Annotated in this window: 4 protein-coding genes; all 4 read right to left on the bottom strand. The window is 46.2% G+C overall.

Going from position 1 to position 3,034, the window contains the following annotated elements:
- Positions 1-203: 203 nt before the first annotated feature.
- From ENN47_08415 to ENN47_08400, 4 genes are read right to left on the bottom strand one after another with little or no spacing between them, the layout of a single operon-like run.
- Positions 204-839, bottom strand: a complete 636-nt coding sequence (locus ENN47_08415; GenBank protein HDP78191.1) for a methyltransferase domain-containing protein — start codon at positions 837-839, stop codon at positions 204-206.
- A 48-nt stretch (positions 840-887) separates the two neighbouring features.
- The gene (locus tag ENN47_08410) at positions 888-1,421 is read right to left on the bottom strand and encodes a hypothetical protein (protein HDP78190.1); all 534 of its coding nucleotides are present in this window, start codon (positions 1,419-1,421) and stop codon (positions 888-890) included.
- Positions 1,418-2,047: a permease gene (locus tag ENN47_08405; protein HDP78189.1), complete on the bottom strand. Its 630-nt coding sequence runs from the start codon at positions 2,045-2,047 to the stop codon at positions 1,418-1,420. The genes ENN47_08410 and ENN47_08405 overlap by 4 nt, the downstream gene beginning before the upstream one ends.
- Positions 2,048-2,100: 53 nt before the next feature.
- The gene (locus tag ENN47_08400) at positions 2,101-2,508 is read right to left on the bottom strand and encodes a PadR family transcriptional regulator (protein ID HDP78188.1); all 408 of its coding nucleotides are present in this window, start codon (positions 2,506-2,508) and stop codon (positions 2,101-2,103) included.
- Between the last annotated feature and the right edge of the window lie 526 nt (positions 2,509-3,034).

The following is a 3,034-nucleotide window of genomic DNA, read 5'->3' as shown; positions in this document are numbered from 1 at the left end:
GTAAGCGTCAGCATCACTTCCCCGGATGCTCTTCCGGGCATCACTTCCTAATCCGATCCGCGTCAGAGGGTCCCGATTCGGAGGACGGTGGACTGTTGACGGTTGACCTGAGAAGGCCTCCTGTCGAAGGCAGCATCAATTCTGTTCTTGCTCTTACCGACCTACCCCCAACCACGGTATTCAGAAAGGCCTGTAGCTTCTCTTTATTGTATAGCGGGCGCCTTCGCTGCAATTGCGAAGGCTCCCTTGCCCGCACGTTTAAGCGCACGAAACTCAAGATTGTGTCTTTTGAAGTACCGGTCAATACTCTTTTCTGCCTTGATGAATGACGAACCTGCGAATGAAAATGAGAGGAGAACGAAGCCGCCGGACCTCAGAACTCTCTCGATCTCAGGCAGATAGACGGGAGCATTTGATGAAGTGATGAGATCAAAAGATCCGTCTGCGTACTGAAGACTCGCAGCATCTCCTCTTACCGTTCTCACATTATTGAGATTTAGTAGTTCTGTCTTCTCGCCTACTATCTTGAGCATTTCCTCGCTGTAGTCGAGGGCATCAATCGTTGCTTCAGGGAAAGAGAAAGCGGATAAGATTGCTGCTGCTCCCGATCCTGTACACAAATCCAGGATCCGCATGGGGCTACCTTCGATTAGTCTTAATCCTTCTTTGATCTCCAAATAAGCTAACTCATTCTTCTTGACCTTTTCATCATAAGTACGACTGACTTTAGCAGGAAATGTCTTCATTGCTTTCATGAAAACCCTGGATCTCATGATGCCCGGATGTCTTGCTACAAACTTAATTATTGGTGCCAGAAAACCGATATCTTTTCCCAGCAAACTGAACGCTGTAATCGCCTCCTCTCTATTGCATTTCCAGAAGGGCTGCTAATCATTTGCTTTGGCAACTTCTCCCTTGACGAAGGCGTCTTTCTTCATGACAAGCTGAATGGTCAATCCGATTAACGTCAATACTGCCAGGGTGAGCGAAAACCTCAAGATGGTGAATGAAATACCCATGAACTTCACTTCCACCATGAGTTGTGGAATCTTCAACGCTGCCCAGGAACCTAAAAACAGAACGACGTTCACGATACTTGCTCCCTTTTTCAGAAGTGAAGATGCCAGGGGAAAAGCAACATAAAGAGGCCCGGTTGGCAATGTGCCCATGGCTATTGAAAGAGCTGCACCCTTTATGCCGGAATCATTTCCCAGCCACTTCTGTATCTTGTCTTTTGGAATCCAGATCTCCATCAGTCCCATCAGTATGAAGACCGGTGGAAGAATGAGCACCATCTCCATGAAGTAGTCAAGCGAAATCGTTGCGGCCGACTTTGCTGTATCAGGTGTTATGAAAGCAAGGACTACAAAGACCAAAGCTATAGAAATCGGAACTAGAAATCTTTTGAAGGTCTTGTTCATATTATCATCCCCATAATAATCGCTATTACCAGCGCCCCTACAAAGCCAAGCCCATTTCTCATGGCCGTAAATTTCTTGCCGAGTATTTTAGCCTCGAGCGGAATTGTCACAAAGCCGACCATAACGAGAGTGGTTATGAATACGGAAATTGTTGTGACAGTGGCTCCTGAGCGTAATAGTGAACCGGCAAGTGGAAAAGCGACTAGAGAAGGTATTAGCATGATCGCTCCTATTACTGCGGCAAGAATCGTTGCGAACCAACCACCCTCAGCTCCTAGAAAAGTAGATATCTTCTCTGGAGTAAGAATTCCCAGTGTAAGGCCGACTATTCCTAGAACCGCCAGAAGACTTGGCATAGTCTTTACCAGAGCCTTTCCAGCCACTTTGAAAGCTTTCTTTGTCTTTTCTTTGCTCTTGATCATTGATAGAACAAGTGCGAGAGCAAGAAAAACGTATATTACTATTACAGTTGTCAAAGCATTCATCCTCCCAACGCTTGCATAAAGCGCATAGCCTTTTTTTGCCGAAAGTTCAATTGCTTGCCTCAAGAATTTCCCATTGCCACACTGCTGACCAAAGACCGAAAAAGCCGATGAATTCAGAGATCTACTGTCGTCGTGCGACATATCCACTGCAACGTGGTCAGCCTCGCCCAGAGCTAACGATCCTGAATATGGGATTACTCACTTGCTGGCACCGGGTCCGGAGATTTCCCTTGAGCAACGGAGATCTTATCGTATCTTCCAATTGCCTTTTCTATCATTACCTTTCTTCTCTTCAAAGCGTCAATCCATATATTCAGTTCCTCAAGACCCAAAGCTGCAATCTCGTAAACCCTTTTCTTTGGACCCTGCCCACCTTCGACCCAATGAGAATTTACGAACTCTTGGCTTTCCATCTTTCTTAGGGTCTTGTACAGGTTTCCGATGTTAAGCTCTTCGGAAGAGAATCCGAAGTAAGGCAGCTTTTCAATGAGCCCATATCCGTGGCTGCTCTCTTCCTTCAGTAGCAATAGAAGACAGAATTCGAGGAATCTGTGCATCTTCTCGTATCCCCCATGACAACAAGGCGCGTTTTCCGAGTTCATGAAATACCTCCCGTCTGAATATATTCCTCAGGAATATAGTATAGAAGAATATAGAAAAAATGTCAAGTGAGAAGCGACTGATAGTGATTCTCTGCTATTGAGTAATCTGGCAAGGTCAATTACTGGTATAGAGAGCAGCTGCTTGTTCAAATCCGATTTTTCGTTGTTGGTCCTGGTAAGAACATATAGCATAGACCAATCACGTTAAGAGTGAATACATCTGTCAAAGTCTGACCAGCTGCATCGATGCGAGCTGCGCTTCAAGGAGCACACTGCCCACCTCAAGCGGTCTCCCCGCTCGAGCGGGGATTTATGAGCCGCTGTGCGCTGAGAAGAGCCGTCCTTGGTCCTTCGTCAAAGAGCAAGAACCCGTCCTTCGAAGAGCAGTTGTAAGTTGTCGGTTCCAAGATGCAAGAATAAATGACGAGGTTCGGGGTTGGTGGTTGCGGGTTGGTAAGAGCAAAATATCAGTTCCAAGTTACATGTTATGAGTTGTGAGAGCAAAGGCCAGGGTCAGAGGTTTTAG

Origin of the sequence: Mesotoga infera (assembly GCA_011045915.1) — a bacterium.
Lineage (GTDB): Bacteria > Thermotogota > Thermotogae > Petrotogales > Kosmotogaceae > Mesotoga > Mesotoga infera_D.
The sequence above is the reverse complement of the archived record's forward strand: the minus strand, read 5'-3'. Positions and strand labels throughout refer to the sequence as shown.

What these genes read in the sequence shown, in the direction of transcription:
- ENN47_08410 (HDP78190.1), bottom strand. Translation starts at nt 1,421, where the DNA reads ATGAACAAGACCTTCAAAAGATTTCTAGTTCCGATTTCTATAGCTTTG.
- ENN47_08405 (HDP78189.1), bottom strand. Translation starts at nt 2,047, where the DNA reads ATGTCGCACGACGACAGTAGATCTCTGAATTCATCGGCTTTTTCGGTC.
- ENN47_08400 (HDP78188.1), bottom strand. Translation starts at nt 2,508, where the DNA reads ATGAACTCGGAAAACGCGCCTTGTTGTCATGGGGGATACGAGAAGATG.